This is a genomic window from Chiayiivirga flava (assembly GCF_014202825.1).
In the GTDB taxonomy this organism is placed as follows: Bacteria; Pseudomonadota; Gammaproteobacteria; order Xanthomonadales; family Xanthomonadaceae; genus Chiayiivirga; species Chiayiivirga flava.
Window position 1 is genome coordinate 448,315 of record NZ_JACHHP010000004.1, and the last position, 18,391, is coordinate 466,705.

An 18,391-nucleotide genomic window follows, 5' to 3' on the forward strand; every position below is an offset into this window, starting at 1 on the left:
TCATGCCCGAATCGTCCCCCACGCCCGCGCTGTCCACGGTGGCGGCGCTGCTCGCGCACGGCGCCGCACGGCTCGCGCACTGCGACAGCCGGCGCGACGCCGAACTGCTGCTCGAACACGTACTCGGACGCGATCGCGCCTGGCTGTTCGCCCATGCCGGCGACACCGTCGATGCCGCCGCGGCAGCAGGTTTCGACGATCTGGTCGCGCAACGCGTGCGTGGCGTGCCGATCGCGCATCTGACCGGCACGCGCGGCTTCTGGACCCTGCAGCTGCGCGTCACGCCCGACACCCTGATCCCGCGCCCGGAGACCGAACTGCTGGTCGAACTCGCGCTCGCGTGCCTGCCGGCGGATGCACCGGCGCGGATCGCCGATCTGGGCACTGGCAGCGGTGCGATCGCCCTCGCGCTGGCCTGCGAACGCCCGCGCGCGAGCGTGGTGGCCACGGATGCGAGCGCCGCCGCGCTCGGCGTGGCGCGCGACAACGCCGCGGGCAACGGCATCGATACCGTCGAGTTCCGCCACGGCGACTGGTTCGCACCGCTCGCCGGCGAACGCTTCGACCTGATCGCGAGCAATCCGCCGTACATCGCGGCCGGCGATCCGCACCTGTGGCAGGGCGACCTGCGGTTCGAGCCGCTGTCGGCCCTGGCGAGCGGCCACGACGGCCTCGATGCGATCCGCCGCATCGTCGCCGAGGCGCCGCGCTTTTTGCGCCCGGGCGGCTGGTTGCTGCTCGAACACGGATTCGACCAGGGCGCGTCGGTACGTGCGCTGTTCGACGCCGCCGGATTCGCGTCCTGCGACACGCGGCAGGACCTGGAACGGCGCGACCGCGTCACGCTCGGCCGCGTCGCGCGCTGAGCGCGCGCGACCGGAGGCGTCACTGGATCAGGTTCGCCTGCGTCGTCGCGGTGCCTGTCAGCAGGCCGAAATGCCCCGTCGCAAACGTGTAGCTCGCGTTTTCGCCCGGCACCGTCGACGAATGCACGCCGCCGACCGTGCAGACGCCGGTCGAGCAGACGATCTGGTCGGTGTACGACTTGATCGAATACGCGCGCGCTCCCGGCTTCTTCCCCGCGAGCGAGTTGACCAGCGGGCTGCCGACCGACAGGCCGTAGTAGCCGCACGTGGAGGTGTACACGTTCCAGGGATAGGTTCCGCACGACCACAGCCCGCGGTAAGCACCCGCTATGCCGACGAACGCATCGACGTACGGCTTGAGCCCGTCCCTGGCGATCTGTCGCGCCGCGAGCGTGACGCCCATCGAGTGGCCGATCACGTCGATGCGGCCCGTGCACGAGGACGCGATCGCATCGATCAACGCATCTTCCACCGGCGTTTCCTCGCTGCCGTTGTGATCGTTGCAGGCCGGGCACACTTTGCTGCCCCAGTTCGGCCGGAAGATCTGCGCAGCGGTGTAGCCACGCGCGACGAGGGTGTTGTACGTGTTGTCGAAGTCCGACGGCGAGCCGGCATTGCCGTGCACCAGGACCACGTTGTCGACACAGGCAGCGGATGCGCTGCCCGCTAACGCGAGTGCCCCTGCCAACGCAATCGCGGCAAACGTTTTCATTGTGCGCATGGTCCCCTCCCAGAGACTGCGCCGGACGGGATCGCCCGGCATGCGGGGCAGACGCTAGCGGCAGCGGGCGCTTGCCGCAGCTGTACGAAAGTCCAGCGGGCGCGGGGCGCGGCGCGACCTCGCGTCGTTCTGGTGGAAGTCGGGCGTGGCCGGAGAACGCCCCCCTTCCGGCTGCCGCCACCTTCCCCCGCTGCGCGGGAGAAGGAACTTCGATTGGTGCCGTCGCCGCGCGGGCTCGGTGGTGGGTACAGTCGCTACGGCGCATGCGCCTGTGACCGCGAGTGGGTTGCACCTCGATCGCGCCAGGTAGTGCACCCATGCCAGTGCCTTGATCCCGACACCACGGCAGCCTCACCAACAGAATCCTTCTCCCGCGTCGCGGGGGAAGGTGGCGGCAGCCGGAAGGGGGTGCGCTGCGACCAGTCCCCTCACCGATGCAGCTTTCCGGAGCGCGTCCATCGCGCGGATCGGGCGCTGTCGGCACGTCACCGCAGCCGATCGAGCGCGCGCCTCAGCGTTTCGTGTGCGCCACGCGCGATCGCATGGAATCCGACGGAGATGCGCGGGTCGTCCGCCACCGCGCTCCAGAATGCAAGCGCGATGACCGCTGCGGTCTGCCAGGGCTCGCGTTGTTCGGGGGTCGGCAACACCACGGCGTAGTCGCGCGCCACCAGCTCGCCGTTCGACGCCGGCCTGAAGGCCATCGGCAACATGTCGTAGGCCGGCACCAATGCGAGCGGAGCGGCGTCGGCGAGGTGCAGGCCGCTGTTGCCCAGGTGCATGTCGGCGTTCGCGATCAGCGTGCCGAACCAGCCGAGCACGGCAAGCCGCTGCGCGTCGGCGGCATCGAGCCAGCCGTCGCGTTGCAGGAGCGGCGCGAAGCGCCACCAGTCGATGCGCCCGTGTCCGTAGAACGCGGCATCGAGCGCGGCGAGCGAGACGAAGCCGCGGCGGCCGAGTGCGGGCGTGCGGTCGAAGCGCGTGGATTCGAGGAAGACGCGGCCGTCGGCTTCGAACACCTGGCTCTCCGCCGCAGGCTGGCCGTGCGCGCGCAGCGCGGCGGCAGCAAGGTGTTCGCAGCGCAGGAGATCCGCCCAGCGACGCCCGGCGGGTGTGCCGCTGCGTTCGCTGAACTTCACGATCACGGGGCGGTGGCTGTCGCCGTCGCGCAGGATGATCGCGAACTTCGGCTGCTCGCCGGCAGCGGACGAGCCGACGATCTCGCCGCGCAGTGCGGCGTCGGCGAGGATCGGGTAGTGCGTCTGGCGTTGCGTGGCGTCGATCGTCTGCGGTGCGAGGGCGTGTTGCAGCGCCGACTGCAGTGCGGTGTCGCCCAGCACGAGGTCGCCCGGTGCATCGTCGCCGTAGCGCAGCAGGCACAGGACGATGTCGTCCGGCGTCCAGCGCAGCGGATCGTCGACGGCGCCGATGTCGGCTGCGACGCGATGCGCGAGCTGGCGGCCGAGGAAGCCTTGCGGGCGCTGGTCGTCGAGGAACCACGGCAGGCCGGGGAAGAGGCCGTCGCGGAATTCGCCCTGCAGCAGCACCGGGCGCGGGGCGGTCGACGTGAACTGGAAGCGGTCGCCGTGCAGTGCGCGCAATTCGCCGAGCGTGTGCGGGCGGCCGTCGGCATCGATGCGGTGCAGTGGCCAGCGGTCGCCGGCGCGTGCAAGCGGGCGCGCGAGCACGTAGCGCGCAGAGCGTGCGCGACCGAGGCGGACAACGTCATCGCCGAGCGACGCGATGGCACGCGAAATGGTGGGTTGGCTGACGCCGAGTGCTTCCGCCAGCTGCAGGGCCGTGCGCGGGCCGTGCAGGCGCAACTGGGCTTCGATGGCGGGACCATGGGCGCGGGGCATGGTCTTGATTGAATAGATTTATGAATAGATAGTCAAGTCATGAAATCACAATTGAATCGAATTTCCGCGATGAAATCAGCGATAAAGTCAGGACTGGAGGCACCTTGGCGGGAACTCGTGAATAGATTAATTCATGAAAGCCGAGCGGCGAAACGGGCCTTCACGGTCCGACTGATCAAGGTGCTGAGCCCGCGTCCGGCCAGCGCAGCGTCACGCATCCGCGTGATGCACGCGCGTCCGGCGGATGCGTCGGTGTACAGGTATATGCTGCCGTTGACGAAGACGACCGCGATGGCATCGGCTGCCAAGGCGAACGCGCGCACGCCGCTGTCGCCGCGCGTGGTGCGATAGCGTTGCCACGGCAGCGCGTGCAGTGCGTCGCCGGACAGGTGCAGCCACGGGTGCTTGCCGCGCGCGGAAGAGATCGCGCTTCGGGGCATGCCTTTGGCTCGCGACGGCGCGCGGGTGGTGTGGCGTGGGCCTGCCGCTCCGCTGTTGCCGGAACGCTTTGCACCGGCATCATGCGACGACGAGCCCGCTCGCCGCCGCGCCACGCGATCAGCCCGCGGCGCGTGCCGGTGTGGGCTGCACGAGCTGCGGCCAGCGCTGCACGATCGCCGCGTGCACGGCGTCGTGGTCGAGCCCGGCCTCGGCCAGCACCTGCTCGCGCGAGGCGTGTTCGAGGAAGGCATCCGGCAGGCCGAGATGCAGCATCGTCGGCGTCAGCCCTTCGCCGGCGAAGAATTCCGCCACGCCGCTGCCGGCGCCGCCGGCGATGGCGTTGTCCTCGAGCGTGACGAAGCCCTCGTGCGTGCGCGCAAGCTCACGCAGCAGGTTTGCATCGAGTGGCTTCACGAAACGCATGTTGACCACGGTGAGATCGAGCGCGCGCCCGATCTTCTCCGCGATCGGCAACAGCGCACCGAAGCTCAGCAGCGCCACGTTGCGGCCACGACGACGCACGTCGGCCTCGCCGATCGGCAATGTGCCGAGGCCGGCCTCCAGCGCCACGCCCGGGCCCGTGCCACGCGGGTAGCGCACCGCGGCCGGGCCCACGTATTCGTGCCCGGTGCTGAGCATGCGGCGGCATTCGTTTTCGTCCGCCGGCGCCATCACCACCATGTTCGGGATGCAGCGCAGGTAGGACAGGTCGAACGTGCCCGCGTGCGTGGCGCCGTCCGGGCCGACGATGCCGCCGCGGTCGATCGCGAACAGCACGTCGAGGTTCTGCAGCGCCACATCGTGGATCAGCTGGTCGTAGCCGCGCTGCAGGAAAGTCGAATAGATCGCGACCACCGGTTTCGCGCCTTCGCAGGCCATGCCGGCCGCGAGCGTCACCGCGTGCTGCTCGGCGATGGCCACGTCGAAGTAGCGCGCCGGGTATTCCTTGCTGAAACGCACCAGGCCCGAGCCTTCGCGCATCGCGGGCGTGATGCCCATGAGCTTGGGATCGGCGGCGGCCATGTCGCAGAGCCAGTCGCCGAAGATCTGGGTGTAGGTCGGCTTGCCGCTGCCGGGCTTCTTCACGAGGCCCACGCTCGGATCAAACGGGCCGACGGCGTGGTATTCGATCTGGTCGCCTTCGGCCAGTTCGTACCCCTTGCCCTTGGTCGTGATCACGTGCAGCAGCTGCGGGCCCTTGAGGCCTTTCAGCGTCTTCATCGTCGACAGCAGAGCCGGAAGATCATGGCCGTCGATCGGGCCGGTGTAGTGGAAACCCATTTCCTCGAACAGCGTGGACGGCACGAACATGCCCTTCCAGTGCTCCTCCCAGCGACGCATGAAGCGCGCGGTGGGGCGATTCTTGTCGCCGAGCAGCTTCTTGCCGCCTTCGCGCAGTGCGTTGAGCGTGCGGCTGCCGGTAAGCTTGCCGAGCATCTTGGTCAGCCCGCCGACGTTCTCGGAGATCGACATGCGGTTGTCGTTGAGGATCACGAGCAGGTTCGGCTCGGGCTCCATGCCGCCGGCGTGGTTCAGCGCTTCGTAGGCCATGCCGGCCGTCATCGCGCCATCGCCGATGATGGCCACGACGTGGCGCTCGTCGCCCATCGCCTGCGACGCGATCGCCATGCCGAGCGCGGCCGAGATCGACGTGGACGAATGGCCGACGCCGAAGGTGTCGTACTCGCTTTCCTCGCGGCGCGGGAACGGTGCGACGCCGTCCTTCTGCTTCACCGTGTGGATGGTGTCGCGGCGGCCGGTGAGGATCTTGTGCGGGTAGCTCTGGTGGCCGACATCCCAGACCAGGCGGTCGTGCGGGGTGTCGTACAGATAGTGCAGGGCGACCGTCAGCTCGATCACGCCGAGGCCGGCGCCGAAGTGTCCGCCGACCTGCGCCACGCGGTCGATCAGGTAGCCGCGCAGCTCGGCCGCCACGGCCGGCAGGTCCGCCTCGGGCACGCTGCGCAGGTCGGCCGGCGCGCCGATGCGCGCCAGCCGCGGGTATCGCTCGGAATCGATCATGGGAACGCTCATCTATGAACGCGAATTGTCCGCCCTCGGGACAATGCGGGCAAGGCGAGGTGGGGCGGGCAGCGGGCGCGGTTCAGGCGGCTGCGGGACGGGCGACGACGGCAGCCGGGCGCATACGCCGGCCGCCGCGCGCTCAGCGACCGCCGCGCAGGCGTCCGAACAGGCCGCCGCGCACCACGGCGGCGGCATCGCCGCCCTCGGGAATGGCGTCCGATTCGGCGAAACCCGTGGCCAGGCTCGCGTTGATGAAGTCGGCCACGTCCTGCGTCGAGGCACCGCTCTGCTGCGCGATCTCGGCCACGCTCAGCAGGCCCTTCATCATCGTGGTGGCGATGCGGAAGTGCTTGGCGAACTCGCGTTCGATCTGCGGCCACTTGGTGAGACGGTAGCGCGCGTTGGGGTCGAGGCCGGGCGCCAGTTCGCCACCGCCGCCGGTGAGCGCCGCCAGCCACAGCAGGCGCGCGAACGGCTGCGCTCCACCCAGTTCCTGGCGCAGCTTCGCAAGCTCCGAAGCCGGGACCACGGTCCAGGCGCCGGGTGCGATCGGCTCGCGCGTGTACGGCAGGTAGTCCTTCAAGCCGCTGCCACCGAAATAGACGCGTGCGGCAGGATCGAGCACGAGCAGCGGCGCATCGCCACGGGCAAGTTTCACCGGGCCGGGCAGGGCGCCGGGTTGCAGATAGTCCGCCAGGCGCGGCTCCGGCGCGGGGGCTGCGACCGCGGCTGCCGGCGCCGATGTCGATGTCGCCGCGACGGCCGGGGGCGGCGTCCTGCGCGCTGCGTCCGTCGTCGCGGAACGCGGCGGGCCGCCCGCGGGCACGGCCTGCTGTTCGGCCGACACACGGCGCGGCGGCACGGCCGGTTGTTCGGCAGAGACGCGGCGCGGCACGGCCTTCTGCTCCGCCGACACGGCACGCACCTGCGCGCCGGGATCGGGACGGGCGGCGTGTGCGTCTTCGGCGGGCGTTGCGCTCGCAGGCTGCGGCGCGTGGGGCGCGTGCCCGTCGCCGTCACCGCCGTGCTGGCGGAGCAAGGCCTGCAGGGCGTCGAGCGTGACCGGACGCGACAGCAGATGGTCGGCGTCGGCCTGCGGGCTGCTCGACATCGCGACCACGGTGCGGCCCGAGTTGTGCACCTTGAGCCACGACATGTGGCCGTACAGCGAATCGACGTCGATCACGAGCATCTGCGCCTCGTTTTCCGGCGCCAGGCTCCACTGATTCGACAGACGGCGGTTGGCCTCCGCGAACAACGCGGTCAGCCGTTCCTGCTCCGCGGCTTCCATCCCCGTGAAGCACACGGTTTTGCGATTGGTCATGCTCCCCCCGTGAAGACATCGGCGGTCCGGTCTGTGGAGCGTACGGACCCCGGCGCGAACCCGGTCAGGCCGCGCAGGAGCGACGTCCGGACAGCCGGGCCGAGCCGGTCGCAGTGTTGTCGAAAGGGTCGGGCGCGTCAACGCCGGAGGTCACGGTTCCGCACATCCGGCAGCGGCGGCACGCTTGCCATCGCTGCCCGGGCGGCATCCGGCCATCCGCGATTCGAAAACGCAGCGCCCCTGGCGGCGGCGCGCATGCAGGACCGGTGCGGAGCGGGGAACGGCAGCACCGTTCCCCGCGGAGGGTTCAGCCCCTGGGCGCGTCCGCCGAGGCGGCGTCGCCTGCGAGCACCTCGGCGCGTTCGACCGTGATCGTCTGTTTCGGCACGTCGCGCGCAAACGGGCCCTGCGGTCCGGTCTCCACGGCGCGGATCTTGTCGACCACGTCCATGCCCTCGACCACCTTGCCGAACACCGCGTAGCCCCAGGTGAAGCCGTTCTGGTCGCTGACGTAGTCCAGGCGCGGATTGTCGACCACGTTGATGAAGAACTGGGCGGCGGCCGAGTTCGGGTCGTTGGTGCGCGCCATCGCGACCGTGCCGCGCAGGTTGGACAGGCCGTTGTTGGCCTCGTTCTTGATCGGCGCACGCGTGGGCTTTTGCTGCAGATCGGCCGTGAAGCCGCCGCCCTGAACCATGAAGTTGTCGATCACGCGGTGGAAGATCGTGCCGTTGTAATGGCCGTCGCGCACGTACTGCAGGAAGTTTTCGCTGGAGACGGGCGCCTTGCCGGGATCGAGTTCGATCACGATGTCACCGGCCGTGGTGCGCAGTGCGACACGCGGGCCCGCGGCGGCAGTGGCAGGGGCCGGTTCCGCCGCGGGCGCGGCGGCCGACGGCGCGGCCGGCGTCTGGGCGAACGCGGCGAGCGGCAGCGAGACCGCGGCCAGCAGGGCGAGGTGTTTCAACATCGGGTGTCTCCGGAAAAGGTAGATGCTGCCCGCATCATAAGTCCGGCACCGACCCGCGCCAAGCGACGCTCCGGCACGCGCCGCGGATATGCTTGGGAACACGCCAGACCCGCCAGCGATGATCGCCACGCCCCGCACCGATGCCCGCCCGCCGCTGATCGCCCTCATGGGGCCGACGGCGTCGGGCAAGACCGCGCTGGCCGCCGACTGGGCGCAGCGTCGCGGTGCGCGCATCGTCAGCGTCGATTCGGCGCTGGTGTACCGCGGCCTGCAGATCGGCAGCGCCAAACCCGATGCCGCCCTTCTTGCGCGCGCGCCGCACCGGCTCATCGACATCCGCGACCCGCACGAGATCTACTCGGCGGCCGACTTCCGCGCCGACGCCTTGCGCGAGATCGCGGCCATCGTCGCCGACGGCGGACTGCCGCTGCTGGTCGGCGGGACGGGCCTGTATTTTCGCGCACTGCTGCAGGGCCTGGCGCCGATGCCCGACGCCGATCCCGCGCTGCGTGCGGAGCTGGAGGCCGACGCGGCGATCCGCGGCTGGCCGGCGCTGCACGCGATGCTCGCCGCGATCGACGCGGAGGCGGCCGCGCGCATCGGCGCCAACGATGCGCAGCGCATCCAGCGCGCGCTCGAAGTGTGGCGCCGCACCGGCCGCACGATCTCGGACTGGCAACGCAGCGCCATGCCGACGCCGCTGCCGTACCGGGTGTTGAAGCTCGTGCTTGCGCCGCGCGATCGTGCGGTGCTGCACGCACGCATCGCGCTGCGCTTCGACCAGATGCTGCGCGACGGGCTGGTGGAGGAAGTCCGGGCCTTGCGCACGGATCCGCGCCTGCATGCGGACCTGCCCTCGATGCGCGCCGTCGGCTATCGCCAGACGTGGGAGTTCCTCGACGGCGCCGGCACGCGTGCCGATCTGCGCGAACGCGGCATCGCCGCGACGAGGCAACTGGCCAAGCGCCAGCTGACCTGGCTGCGCGGGGAGCTGGACGCGCGCTGGCTCGATCCGGACACCGACCGTGTCGAGCTGGAGCGCGCGGCCGACGGATTTCTCGCGCGGCCGTAGTGGCCGGTCAGACCACCATGCGGCCGCTCGTCAGCAACCCGACGAGCAGCCCGCTGCCGCCCAGCAGCACGCCGATCAGCATGCCGGACCATGCCATGCGGCGTTCGGCGACGCGTTCGCGCGCGGCGCGGATCGGGTCGTTGTCGTGTTCGCGCGCGTGGCGGCGCGCGAGGATGCACGGCAACCAGGTCAGGTTCATCGCCCCGATGGCGACCATCAGGCCGACGAAACTCGCCGTCGGCAGCCATGCGGACGCATGCAGCAGCGACACCGCCATGAGGCCGGTGAACAGGAACACGGTGCCGATGCCGGCGGCGGCGAACCAGGCGAGGTCGCGTTTTTCCTGCTCGTCGATGGCCGTGATCCAGTGCCGGCGCACGCCGAAGATCACGCCCGCGATGCCCGCGATCAGGGCAAACACGATGCCGCCGACCGCGCCGATCAGCAGACGGCTCGCGCCCTTGCCGACCAGCGCCGTGCCGAACGCACTCTTGCCCAGGCCCTTGCCGAGCGCAGCGACGGCACTCGACGCCTTGCCGACCAGGCCGCCGGCAACGCTCGCGCCGGCCGCAGCAAGCCCCGCGGCGGCCGCCGGCTGGCTGATGGTGAGGCCGGCGACGACGATGGCGGTGAAGGCGGCGGTCGGCGCCGTGGTGCGCGCAAGCTCGCCCAGGCGGGCCAGCAGGTCGTCGCGCAGGCTCTGGCGCGCACGCGACAGGCGCTTGCGCACGGCCGCGTCCTGCATCCCGAGCAGATGCGCGACCTGCTTGGACGACTGGCCTTCGCGGTAGTAGATCAGCAGGATTTCGCGCGTTTCCTCGGGCAGTTCGTCGATCAGGTCGGCGACCACGGATTCTTCCTGGTGCCGTGCCAGCCGCTCGGGATGGTCCGGGGTGGGGTCGGCCACCACGGCGAGGATGTCGTCGAGGTCGCCGTCGACGCGGCGCTCGGCCTTGCGCCGGCGCAGTGCGTCGTGCGAGAGGTTGCGCGTGATCTGCCGCAGCCACGGCAGGAAGCTGCGCGGGTTGCGCAGGCGCGAGAGGTTGTTCCAGGCGTTGAGGAAGGCGTCCTGCGCAATGTCCTCGCTCGTGGCCACGTCGCGCGTGATGGCCAGGGCAATCGCGGTGATGCCGTTCTGGCACCCGACCACGATGCGCCCGAACGCGGCGCGGTCGCCGGCCTTGGCCGCGGGCAGGTGCTGTTCGATCAGGTCGGCGAGGGCGTCGGCGTGCATGGGGGCTCGAAAGGGGCGGCGTCAGGCCTGAGACAGATCGACGGGCACGATGTGACTGCGATCGGGCGGCGGCGCGTCGGGGCGGCTGCAACCCCGGTTGACCGTGACCACCACCGCCACGCCGATCGCGGCCAGCGCGAGGATGCGGGTGCGGCGCGCGCCCCGGCGTGGCGGCGACGCGGGTCTGCCCGGTGCGTGCGGCAGGTAGGAGTCGGTGCGCGTGCTGTCGAGCAGGCCGGCGTCGCGCAGCAGGATGCGCGCACGCGTCACGTCGTCCGCCTTGACCACCCACACGCCTGCGGGCGTTGCCTTCTCGCTGCCCTCGCGGTAGCTGAAGGTGCGACGGCGCGGCCCCTTGTACGAGCGCCCCTCGCTGACCCAGGTCTCGATGCCGGCCTCGTTCAGCAGCCTGGCCACGCCTTCGACGTTTTCCAGCCGCGCGGAGGTGAACACCTGGCGCACGGTCAGCCTGCCTCGCCGCCGGGCAGCACGCGGATCAGTCCTTCCTGCGCCGTGGACGCTACCAGCACGCCGTCGCGGGTGTAGATGCTGCCGCGCGCGAGCCCGCGCGACTGCTGCGTGCTCGGGCTGTCGCAGGCATACAGCAGCCACTCGTCCACGCGCGGCGCGCGATGGAACCACATCGCGTGATCCAGGCTCGCCATCTGCACGTTCGGCTGCAGGTAGGAGATCGCGTGCGGCAGCGTCGTGGTGCCGATGAGATGGAAATCCGACGCGTACGCAAGCAGCGACAGATGCAGCGTGGCATCGTCGCCGATGCGATCCACGAGGCGGAACCACACCTGCTGGTACGGCGGACGTTTCACCGGGTGCAGCTCGTCGCGCGGGTACACGTGGCGGAATTCGAACGGACCTTCCTTCGTCAGCCAGCGCTGCGCCTTGGCCGGCAGCTTGTCGATGGCTTCTTCGGTGAGGGTGAGCGGCGGCAGGTCCTCGGGCATCGGCACCTCGGGCATCGACAGCTGGTGCTCTGCGCCCGGTTCGGGTTCCTGGAAGCTCGTGGCAAGGAAGAAGATCGGCTTGCCGTGCTGGATCGCTGTGATGCGCCGGACCGAGAAACTGCCGCCGTCGCGGGTGCGGTCGACGTCGTAGACGATGGGATGCTCGATATCGCCGGCGCGCAGGAAGTATGCGTGCAGCGAGTGCGCGCGGCGCACCGGATCGACGGTCTGCTGCGCGGCCGACAGCGCCTGCCCCAGCACCTGCCCGCCGAACACGTAGCGCGTGCCGATATCGCGGCTCTGGCCGCGGAACAGGTTGTCTTCCAGGCGTTCGAGGCGCAGCAGGTCCAGCAGTTCGGTGACGATCTGTTGCAAGGGGCGGGTCCGGAGTGTCGATCAGCGCCGGATTATACGGACCGCGTCGGCTGCGACGTGTTTTCGACCGGTCCCGCGCCGCTGTTCCTTCTCCCCCCGGGAGAAGGTGCCGAAGGCGGATGAGGGAAAGGCGCCAGGATCGACGACCACGCAGCTTGGAAGCGACGCACGCCTTCTTGTGCCAAACCAACGCACCAATCATTTCGGAATACAAGTCCCTCATCCGCCCTCCGGGCACCCCGGATCACGCCCGGGGCAGGCTCTTCTCCCGCGGGGAGAAGGAAAAGCGCCGCGCGTGTCGCCGGCCGGACTTCCCGCCACCCACCGCACGTCCCACCGCCCGCCCGAACTTCCCACTAGACTCGCCGCCAGCCCCGCCGCGCGCGTCCCGCCTTGCTTTCCTTCCTGCGCGACAATCCCAATCGCTATCCGCTCGGCTACCACGCCGGGCTCGACGGTCTGCGCGGCACCATGACCCTGGGCGTGATGGCAGCGCACGTGCGCGAGGCCTGGTGCCCGGGTTCGTTCGTGTACATGGACACGTTTTTCCTGATGAGCGCGTACCTCATCACCTCGTTGCTGCTCAAGGGATGGGGACGCAGCGGCGAAATCGGTTTCGCCAAGTTCTACGCGCGCCGCGCCTTGCGCCTGTTTCCGGCCTTCTACGCGATGATCGCAGCCTTCTGCGTGGCTGCCGTGTTCCTCGACGACACCGCCGGGCACCTGCGGCAGGCGCTCGTCGCCGGTCTGTACGTGTCGAACTGGACGCGCGCGTTCGGCTTGGAGATGCCGCAATTTCTCGGGCACACCTGGTCGCTGGCGATCGAGGAACAGTATTACCTGCTGTGGCCGCTGCTGCTGGCGGGCCTGCTCCGGTGGAGCGGGCTGCGTTTGCGCACGGTCTCGATCGTGCTCTGCGCGGCGTTCGCGTTCGCGCTGTGGCGCAGCTGGCTCACGTTCGACGGCGCACCGATCGAGCGGCTCTACAACGGCACCGACACGCGCGCGGACGCGTTGCTGATCGGCTGTGCGCTGGGCCTGGCACTCGCGCTGCCGCAGGTGCGCGACAACGCGGCGGTGCAGCGCGTCTGTCGCGCGGCGGCGCTGCCGGCCGTGATCGTGCTGCTGGTCGCCGGCTACACGCTGCAGTGGCAGATGCGCTGGATGTATGCCGGCGGCAGCACGCTGTTCGCGTGCGTGTCGGCGGTGCTTGTCGCCGCGCTGGTGCTGCCGCAGCGCACGCTCGCGCATCGCGTCTTCGAACTGCCGCCGCTCGTCTTCCTCGGGCGTATCTGCTACGGGCTGTACCTGTGGCATTTCCCGATCTACAACGTCCTGCGTTTCGGACTCGGCCTCACCGACGCCTGGGTGGCGGGCATCGGCGTGCCGCTGACGTTTGCGATCGCGATGCTGTCGTACCGTTACATCGAGCGGCCGTTCCTCGCGATCAAGGACCGCATGGGCGTGGCGAAGGCCTGACCCGGCTCACGGCACGCGCCGCAGCGGCATCGCGGCGAGCACGCGCGCCCACGGAAACCGCGGGCCGGGGTCGCGCTTGCGGAACACCTGCAGCGACGGATCGTCGCTGGCCGCCACCTGTGCCGTGTCGAGGTCCTCGTGGCCGGCGATGTCGCGCAGCGACGGGTACTCCGCCGCCAGGCGCCGCAGCAGCGCGCTCAGCGCATCGATCTGCATGTCCGGATACGGTTCGGCCATCGCCTGGCGGCGCGAGTCGAACCAGTCCGGGTAGCGACCGGTGTTGACCAGTTCGATGCCGATCGAACGCGCGTTGTAGCCGCGCGTGTGGTGCGCGATGCGCGCGGGCGGCACGAAGCACGACACGCGGCCGTCGCGATCGACGTAGAAATGTGCGCTGTTGCCGGTGCCCGCGTCGTACAGCACGCGCTCGCCATAGTCGCGCGCCATGGCCAGATCCGGCAGCTCGGTGCAGTGGATGACGACGAGGTCGATCGTCTCCGCGGCGCGTGCATCGAGCCGGTCCACATACGGCAGCGGCCAGCTTTCGATGGCCTCGGGCGCTGCGGATATCGGCGGGGTCGGCATCGGCCGCATGCTACCATCGCGTCCGTTTTTCCATCCGCGCCGAGCCCGGAGCCAGAGAATGTTGCCGCCGCCAGACTCCACGCTGGGCGTGATGATGGCGCGGTTTCCGCGCGCGGGGCGGGTCGACTGGATCGGCGTGCGACCGGCGCGCGAGGTGCCGATGCGTGCCCTGGACACTGCCATCGCGGCACCGCGCACGGGCCTCGACGGCGATCGCTACAGCGGCGGCAGCGGCAAGCGCAGCGTGACGCTGATCCAGGCCGAGCATCTGCCGGTGATCGCGGCGCTCGCCGGCCTCCCGGCGGTGATGCCGGCGCAGCTGCGGCGCAACGTGGTGGTGTCCGGCCTGCCGCTGCTCGCGCTCAAGGGCCGGCGTTTCCGCCTCGGCGGCGCGCTGCTCGAAGGCACCGGGCCGTGCGATCCGTGTTCGAAGATGGAGATCGCGCTCGGCGACGGCGGCTACAACGCGATGCGCGGCCACGGCGGCCTGTGCGCACGCGTGCTCGAAGGCGGCACCTTTCGCGTCGGCGATGCCGTCGTCGCGCTCGACGACATCGGATCCCAATGATCGGCCACTGCATACTTTCGCACGGACTGGACAGCAGTCCGGACGCCACCAAGGTCAGCGCGATGGCGAAGGTCGCCCAGACCATGGGCTGGACGAGCGAGCGGCTCGACTACCGCGACATCGACGCCACGCGCGACATCCGCGAGGTGTCCTCGCGTGTGCGCCGCCTCGTCGATGCCGCACACGCCGCACCGCAGCCGCTGGTGCTCGCGGGTTCCAGCATGGGTGCCTACATCTCGGCGCTGGCCACGCTCGAAGTCGACTGCATCGGGCTGTTCCTGATGGCACCACCGATCGCGTTGCCGGGGTATCCGACCACGCTCGCGGCGCGCAATCTGCCCACCACCGTGATCCACGGCTGGCACGACGAACTCATTCCCGCGGCGGATGTCGTGCTTTGGTCGAAGATGCGGAGCGACCACCTGATCCTCGTCGACGACGATCATCGTCTCAGCGCGCATGTCGACTTCGTGGCGCAGGAGTTCGGCCGCTTCCTGGCGCGCCTGCAGTGACCGACATGCCCGCCGCACCGCTGCGCTTTTTTGCCACGTGCGCGAAAGGCCTCGAGTATTTGCTGGTCGACGAGCTGCGCGATCTTGGCGCGCTGGACGTGCGCGAAGCGCTGGCCGGCGTCGCGTTCGAAGGCACGCTCGAAACCGGCTACCGGGCGTGTCTGTGGTCGCGTCTGGCGAGCCGCGTGTTGCTGCCGATCCACACGTTCGATGCGCCCGACGACGCGTCGCTATACGCGGCGGTGTCGGCGGTCGATTGGTGGCAGCATCTGGAATCGGACGGCACGCTTGCGGTGGATGCCAACCTGTTCGCCTCCGGGCTGACGCACGCGCGCTACGTCGAGCAGCGCGTGAAGGATGCCATCGTCGATCAGTTCCGCGCGCGCCAGGGCGAGCGGCCGTCGGTCGACACAATGCAGCCGGACGTGCGCATCAACCTCAGCGTGCGGCGCGACAAGGCCACGCTCAGCATCGATCTCTCCGGCGACAGCCTGCACCGCCGCGGCTGGCGCGTGGAGCAGGTGGCCGCGCCGCTGAAGGAGACACTCGCGTGCGCCGTGCTGCTGCGCGCGGGTCTGCAGCAGATGCTGGCCGACGGCGGCGTGCTGGTGGACCCGGTGTGCGGCTCGGGCACGCTGCTGATCGAGGCCGCGCGTTACGCCGCCGACATTGCGCCGGGCCTGCAGCGCGACTACTTCGGCTTCCAGCGCTGGGGCGGGCACGATCCCGAGGTCTGGCAGCGCCTGCGCAGCGAAGCGCGCGAGCGTGCCGAACGTGGCGTCGCCGCGCTGACGCCGCGTTTTTTCGGGTTCGATATCGATCCGGACGCGGTGCGCGTGACGCTGCGCAACGCGGAATCGGCCGGCGTCGCGGCCGCGCTGCACGTGGAAACGCGCGCCGTCGCCGACCTTGCGCCACCGCCCGGCGCAAGTGCGGGCCTGGTGGTGTGCAACCCGCCGTACGACGAGCGCCTCGCCGCCGACGCCACGCTGTACCGCGAACTCGGCGCCGCGCTCAAACGCGGGTTCGCCGGCTGGCACGCCGCCGTGCTCAGTGCCGATGCGCAACTCACGCGGGCGCTGGGCCTGAGCGCCGCGAAGCGCTACACCCTGTACAACGGCGCGCTCAAATGCGAGCTGCTGCGGATCGATCGCATCGAACCCGGGCGCGTTGCCACGCACACCCCGCAAGTGCTGTCGGACAACGCGCAGATGGTCGCGAACCGGCTGCGCAAGAACCTGCGCACGCTGAAATCCTGGCGCGAGCGCGAAGGCGTCACCTGTTACCGCGTCTACGATGCCGACCTGCCCGAATACGCGGCGGCGATCGACGTCTACCGCGGCGCCCCCGACGCCGACGACGCCCTCGATCCACGTGGCGACCTCTGGCTGCACGTGCAGGAATACCAGGCCCCCGCGAGCATTCCGGAGGAGACCGCGCGCCAGCGCCTGCAGGATCTGCTGCTCGCGGCGATGCAGGTGTTCGAGCTGCCGCGCGATCGCGTGGCGATCAAGACGCGGCAGCGCGGCAAGGGCGGTTCGAAGTATGCGCGGTCGGAACGACGCGGCGAGTTCCTGCGCGTGCGCGAGGGCGCCGCGACGCTGCGCGTCAACCTGTTCGACCACCTCGACACCGGTCTGTTTCTCGATCATCGGCCGCTGCGCGCACGCATCGCTGCGGAGGCGCGCGATCGCCGCGTGCTGAACCTGTTCTGCTACACCGGCGCGGTGAGCGTGCAGGCCGGGGTCGGCGGCGCCGCGACCACCACCAGCGTGGATCTGTCCGCAAGCTATCTGGAATGGGCGGCGAGCAATCTTGCCCTGAACGGTCTGGGTGGCCGCGAGCATCGTCTCGTGCAGGCCGACGTGCTGCCGTGGCTGCGCGCCGAGCGCGGCGAGTACGATCTGATCTTCTGCGATCCGCCGACGTTCTCCAATTCGGCGCGCGCCGCCGATTTCGACCTGCAGCGCGAGCATGTGGACCTGATCCGCGCCTGCATGGCGCGACTGTCGTTCGGTGGCTTGCTGCTGTTTTCCAACAATTTCCGTCGATTCAGGCTCGATCCCGTGCTCGGCGACGAATTTGCGGTCGTCGAGATCACGCCGAAAACGATTCCGCCGGATTTTTCGCGCAATCCGCGCATCCACGGCGCGTGGGAGATCCGCGCGCGCTGAGGCGCGCGGCGGATCAATCGACGGGCGTTTGGGCGTCGGTGTCGTCGTCAGGCGATGTCAGCGCGCGATAGCGCTCCGCATCGATCGATTCGATCGAGCGCAGCGTGCACGGAATCGCCAGCCCGCCGCGCGACTCGGGCAACACCGCTTCGCGTGCGTAACCGCACAGGCGGTTGCTGCCGCCCGCGGTGCGGAATTGCAGGCGCGTCGTCCACTCCAGTTCCGGGCAACTTGCGCCGAACCGCAGCAGGAACTTGCGCCTGCCCGCGTCCACCACGATCGCGTCCGGTTCGACGATGGCCCAGCCGCGGGCCTGGGTCGGATCCAGGCATTCGGACAGCGGCCGCAGCGGGGCCGCGGGCGTGCCTTCGGTCGCGCCCGCCATGCCCGCGGCGCCGAGCGCGACCAGTGCCAGGCCGAAGTGACGCAGTGCCTTTGTCATATTGACCTCCTGCCGGGGTGCGGACATTCTTGCCCGGTCCGACGGCTGCGGGTGCGCGTTCGTCGCACGCGGTCGCCTTGCGTTCATGCGGTGCGGCCTTCCATACGCCGTCATCCACCGGAATCGTGTCCACCATGCAGCGACGCATCAGTCATCTCCTGCGCAAGGACGACGAGCGCTGGACCTTCTTCCGGCAGTGGCTCAAGCACCCGCTGTCGATCGCGGCGATTTCGCCGTCGAGCCAGCGTCTGGCCGAACTGATGATCGAGGAGCTGCCGCCCGGCGCGCGCCGCGTGGTGGAACTGGGCGGCGGCACCGGCGTGTTCACCCGCGCCCTGCTCAAGAGCGGCATCGCGCCGGCCGACCTGCTGGTGCTGGAGCTCAACGAGGAACTGCACCAGCATCTGCGCCGGCGTTTCCCGGCCGCGCATGTGGTGTGCGGCGATGCCCGCCAGCTGGTGGACATCGCGCAGCGCTCGGGCTACTCGGACGGCGGGCCGGCCGACGCCGTGGTGTCCGGTCTGGGCCTGCTGTCGATGCCGCGGCCGCTGCAGCAGTCCATCCTCGAAGCCGCGTTCGGCGTGCTCGGCCCGGAGGGACGCTTCGTGCAGTTCACCTACGGCCCGACCTCGCCGGTGGCCAAGGAAGTGCTCGAAACGCTTGGCCTGGGCGTGCGGCGGGCCGGCGTTGCGTGGCGCAACATGCCGCCGGCCACTGTGTACGTGTACACCCGCCACAAGTCGCGCGGGCTCAAGCCGCGCTCGATGCGCACGCCCTGACGC

General features: G+C 70.0%; 18 protein-coding genes. 7 read left to right on the plus strand and 11 right to left on the minus strand.

All coding sequences use genetic code 11. From position 1 onward, the window contains the following. Positions 1–2: 2 nt before the first annotated feature. Complete coding sequence (gene prmC, locus HNQ52_RS12740; protein WP_183961548.1) at positions 3–866, plus strand: peptide chain release factor N(5)-glutamine methyltransferase; 864 nt, start codon at positions 3–5, stop codon at positions 864–866. A gap of 19 nt (positions 867–885) precedes the next feature. Here the strand turns inward: prmC and HNQ52_RS12745 are convergent, their stop codons facing one another. The 6 genes from HNQ52_RS12745 to HNQ52_RS12770 all read right to left on the minus strand — a co-directional run bounded on the left by HNQ52_RS12745 (position 886) and on the right by HNQ52_RS12770 (position 8,206). Beyond that, positions 886–1,587 carry an alpha/beta fold hydrolase gene (locus tag HNQ52_RS12745; RefSeq protein ID WP_183961549.1) on the minus strand — a complete coding sequence of 234 codons (702 nt, stop codon included), beginning with the start codon at positions 1,585–1,587 and terminating at the stop codon, positions 886–888. Positions 1,588–2,072: 485 nt separating this feature from the next. Then, a complete protein-coding gene (yjjJ, locus tag HNQ52_RS12750) occupies positions 2,073–3,446 on the minus strand; it encodes a type II toxin-antitoxin system HipA family toxin YjjJ (protein ID WP_183961550.1) in 1,374 nt (457 codons plus the stop codon). Positions 3,447–3,577: 131 nt separating this feature from the next. Then, entirely contained in the window at positions 3,578–3,811 is a 234-nt protein-coding gene (locus HNQ52_RS12755) for a hypothetical protein (RefSeq protein ID WP_183961633.1), read from the minus strand. A gap of 193 nt (positions 3,812–4,004) precedes the next feature. Then, positions 4,005–5,909 carry a 1-deoxy-D-xylulose-5-phosphate synthase gene (dxs, locus tag HNQ52_RS12760; protein ID WP_183961551.1) on the minus strand — a complete coding sequence of 635 codons (1,905 nt, stop codon included), beginning with the start codon at positions 5,907–5,909 and terminating at the stop codon, positions 4,005–4,007. A 142-nt stretch (positions 5,910–6,051) separates the two neighbouring features. Beyond that, positions 6,052–7,236 carry a hypothetical protein gene (locus HNQ52_RS12765; protein ID WP_183961552.1) on the minus strand — a complete coding sequence of 395 codons (1,185 nt, stop codon included), beginning with the start codon at positions 7,234–7,236 and terminating at the stop codon, positions 6,052–6,054. 307 nt (positions 7,237–7,543) lie between these two features. Next, positions 7,544–8,206, minus strand: a complete 663-nt coding sequence (locus tag HNQ52_RS12770; protein WP_183961553.1) for a peptidylprolyl isomerase — start codon at positions 8,204–8,206, stop codon at positions 7,544–7,546. 118 nt (positions 8,207–8,324) lie between these two features. Here HNQ52_RS12770 and miaA point away from each other — a divergent pair, with 118 nt between their 5' ends. Beyond that, a complete protein-coding gene (gene miaA, locus HNQ52_RS12775) occupies positions 8,325–9,278 on the plus strand; it encodes a tRNA (adenosine(37)-N6)-dimethylallyltransferase MiaA (protein WP_183961554.1) in 954 nt (317 codons plus the stop codon). Between the two features lie 7 nt (positions 9,279–9,285). Here the strand turns inward: miaA and HNQ52_RS12780 are convergent, their stop codons facing one another. From HNQ52_RS12780 to tesB, 3 genes are read right to left on the minus strand one after another with little or no spacing between them, the layout of a single operon-like run. After that, positions 9,286–10,512, minus strand: coding sequence for a sigma-70 family RNA polymerase sigma factor (locus HNQ52_RS12780; RefSeq protein ID WP_183961555.1), 1,227 nt, complete (start codon positions 10,510–10,512; stop codon positions 9,286–9,288). 21 nt (positions 10,513–10,533) lie between these two features. After that, entirely contained in the window at positions 10,534–10,974 is a 441-nt protein-coding gene (locus HNQ52_RS12785; protein WP_183961556.1) for a putative signal transducing protein, read from the minus strand. Between the two features lie 2 nt (positions 10,975–10,976). Continuing rightward, a complete protein-coding gene (gene tesB / locus HNQ52_RS12790) occupies positions 10,977–11,849 on the minus strand; it encodes an acyl-CoA thioesterase II (protein WP_183961557.1) in 873 nt (290 codons plus the stop codon). Between the two features lie 393 nt (positions 11,850–12,242). Here tesB and HNQ52_RS12795 point away from each other — a divergent pair, with 393 nt between their 5' ends. Next, the gene (locus HNQ52_RS12795) at positions 12,243–13,328 is read left to right on the plus strand and encodes an acyltransferase family protein (RefSeq protein ID WP_183961558.1); all 1,086 of its coding nucleotides are present in this window, start codon (positions 12,243–12,245) and stop codon (positions 13,326–13,328) included. A gap of 6 nt (positions 13,329–13,334) precedes the next feature. On the opposite strand, the gene HNQ52_RS12800 is transcribed toward HNQ52_RS12795, so the two are convergent. Then, entirely contained in the window at positions 13,335–13,913 is a 579-nt protein-coding gene (locus HNQ52_RS12800; protein WP_425486503.1) for an N-acetylmuramoyl-L-alanine amidase, read from the minus strand. 58 nt (positions 13,914–13,971) lie between these two features. Here HNQ52_RS12800 and HNQ52_RS12805 point away from each other — a divergent pair, with 58 nt between their 5' ends. The 3 genes from HNQ52_RS12805 to rlmKL are packed head-to-tail and all read left to right on the plus strand — an operon-like array spanning position 13,972 to position 17,167. Then, positions 13,972–14,481 carry an MOSC domain-containing protein gene (locus HNQ52_RS12805; protein WP_183961560.1) on the plus strand — a complete coding sequence of 170 codons (510 nt, stop codon included), beginning with the start codon at positions 13,972–13,974 and terminating at the stop codon, positions 14,479–14,481. After that, complete coding sequence (locus HNQ52_RS12810; protein ID WP_183961561.1) at positions 14,478–14,993, plus strand: YqiA/YcfP family alpha/beta fold hydrolase; 516 nt, start codon at positions 14,478–14,480, stop codon at positions 14,991–14,993. Before HNQ52_RS12805 ends, HNQ52_RS12810 begins: the two co-directional genes overlap by 4 nt. A 20-nt stretch (positions 14,994–15,013) precedes the next feature. Further along, positions 15,014–17,167: a bifunctional 23S rRNA (guanine(2069)-N(7))-methyltransferase RlmK/23S rRNA (guanine(2445)-N(2))-methyltransferase RlmL gene (gene rlmKL / locus HNQ52_RS12815; protein ID WP_183961634.1), complete on the plus strand. Its 2,154-nt coding sequence runs from the start codon at positions 15,014–15,016 to the stop codon at positions 17,165–17,167. Between the two features lie 13 nt (positions 17,168–17,180). Here rlmKL and HNQ52_RS12820 read toward each other — a convergent pair whose 3' ends face one another. Next, entirely contained in the window at positions 17,181–17,609 is a 429-nt protein-coding gene (locus HNQ52_RS12820; protein ID WP_183961562.1) for a DUF6491 family protein, read from the minus strand. Between the two features lie 134 nt (positions 17,610–17,743). Between HNQ52_RS12820 and HNQ52_RS12825 the strand changes: the two genes are divergently transcribed. Further along, on the plus strand, positions 17,744–18,388 hold the full coding sequence (locus HNQ52_RS12825; RefSeq protein WP_183961563.1) for a class I SAM-dependent methyltransferase: 645 nt from the start codon (positions 17,744–17,746) through the stop codon (positions 18,386–18,388). Positions 18,389–18,391 lie beyond the last annotated feature (3 nt).

Excerpts from the sequence above, each read along its gene's own strand:
- yjjJ (WP_183961550.1), bottom strand. The coding sequence starts at position 3,446 with ATGCCCCGCGCCCATGGTCCCGCCATCGAAGCCCAGTTGCGCCTGCAC.
- HNQ52_RS12825 (WP_183961563.1), top strand. The coding sequence starts at position 17,744 with ATGCAGCGACGCATCAGTCATCTCCTGCGCAAGGACGACGAGCGCTGG.
- dxs (WP_183961551.1), bottom strand. The coding sequence starts at position 5,909 with ATGATCGATTCCGAGCGATACCCGCGGCTGGCGCGCATCGGCGCGCCG.
- HNQ52_RS12810 (WP_183961561.1), top strand. The coding sequence starts at position 14,478 with ATGATCGGCCACTGCATACTTTCGCACGGACTGGACAGCAGTCCGGAC.
- HNQ52_RS12780 (WP_183961555.1), bottom strand. The coding sequence starts at position 10,512 with ATGCACGCCGACGCCCTCGCCGACCTGATCGAACAGCACCTGCCCGCG.
- HNQ52_RS12765 (WP_183961552.1), bottom strand. The coding sequence starts at position 7,236 with ATGACCAATCGCAAAACCGTGTGCTTCACGGGGATGGAAGCCGCGGAG.
- prmC (WP_183961548.1), top strand. The coding sequence starts at position 3 with ATGCCCGAATCGTCCCCCACGCCCGCGCTGTCCACGGTGGCGGCGCTG.
- HNQ52_RS12805 (WP_183961560.1), top strand. The coding sequence starts at position 13,972 with ATGTTGCCGCCGCCAGACTCCACGCTGGGCGTGATGATGGCGCGGTTT.
- HNQ52_RS12820 (WP_183961562.1), bottom strand. The coding sequence starts at position 17,609 with ATGACAAAGGCACTGCGTCACTTCGGCCTGGCACTGGTCGCGCTCGGC.
- miaA (WP_183961554.1), top strand. The coding sequence starts at position 8,325 with ATGATCGCCACGCCCCGCACCGATGCCCGCCCGCCGCTGATCGCCCTC.
- HNQ52_RS12770 (WP_183961553.1), bottom strand. The coding sequence starts at position 8,206 with ATGTTGAAACACCTCGCCCTGCTGGCCGCGGTCTCGCTGCCGCTCGCC.
- HNQ52_RS12800 (WP_425486503.1), bottom strand. The coding sequence starts at position 13,913 with ATGCCGACCCCGCCGATATCCGCAGCGCCCGAGGCCATCGAAAGCTGG.
- HNQ52_RS12745 (WP_183961549.1), bottom strand. The coding sequence starts at position 1,587 with ATGCGCACAATGAAAACGTTTGCCGCGATTGCGTTGGCAGGGGCACTC.